Source organism: Frigidibacter sp. MR17.14 (assembly GCF_037095735.1).
Taxonomy (GTDB): Bacteria; Pseudomonadota; Alphaproteobacteria; order Rhodobacterales; family Rhodobacteraceae; genus Frigidibacter.
In genome coordinates this window covers 1-762 of sequence record NZ_JBAWKD010000044.1, presented here as the reverse complement: position 1 = coordinate 762, position 762 = coordinate 1, and the positions used below count along the sequence as shown (strand labels likewise).

1 pseudogene is annotated in these 762 nt (G+C 65.5%); it reads right to left on the bottom strand.

Annotation, left to right across the window (positions count from 1 at the left end):
• Window positions 1-14 precede the first annotated feature (14 nt).
• A pseudogene (locus tag V8J36_RS22830) lies at window positions 15-762 on the bottom strand (IS5 family transposase); the annotation flags it as partial.

The window sequence follows — 762 nt, the reverse complement described above, 5'->3', positions numbered from 1 at the left end:
TTCCCGCTCTGTCTTCAGCCCACGGCAATGATCTCGGCGGTGCCGAGGGTGTTGTATCTGTTCATGATGGCGATGCGGATCTGGATCTCTGCGGTCTGCCGATCCGGGTCGCGCGACGCGATGCGCTCGCCGAAAGCCTTGAGGCAATTCATCCGCGCCTCAACCCGACTTCGGACGTGGTAGCCGACCGAACGTTTCCAGTTGGCTCGTCCCAAGCGTCGCGTCTCGTGCAGGATGCCGTTTCGGGCTCGGGCAGCCGGGCAGTCCTCTTTCCAGGGGCGGCCGTTCTTGCGGATCGGGATGCGCGCTTCGGCGCCGCGATCGACAATCGCGACATGGCATCGTCTGGTGTCATAGGCACCGTCGGCCGTGACCGAACCGATCTCAGCATCCTCGGGGATCTGCGCCAGCAGGTGTGGAAGCAGTGGACTGTCGCCCTGTCGGCTGGACGTGAATTCGACGGCGCGGACATCGCCGGTCTGAGCATCCACGCCGATATGGACCTTGCGCCGCGCGCCATGGTTTCTCGAACCGGTGGCGAAACATGGCGTGCCCTGCGGCGCGACGCACCATGCTTGCGTGCCTGCCACTCTCCATCGCCGCGGAACTTGATGCCGGTGCTATCAACAAGCAGGGTCACGGGGCCGTCCGGGCGGCGATGGGGGATCTGCACCGCAAGCCGCGCCTGGCGGCGGCGAGACGCGTGGAATAGTCCGGCACAGGCCAGTCCAATCCCGCCATCTCGATCAGGCTGGCGACCAG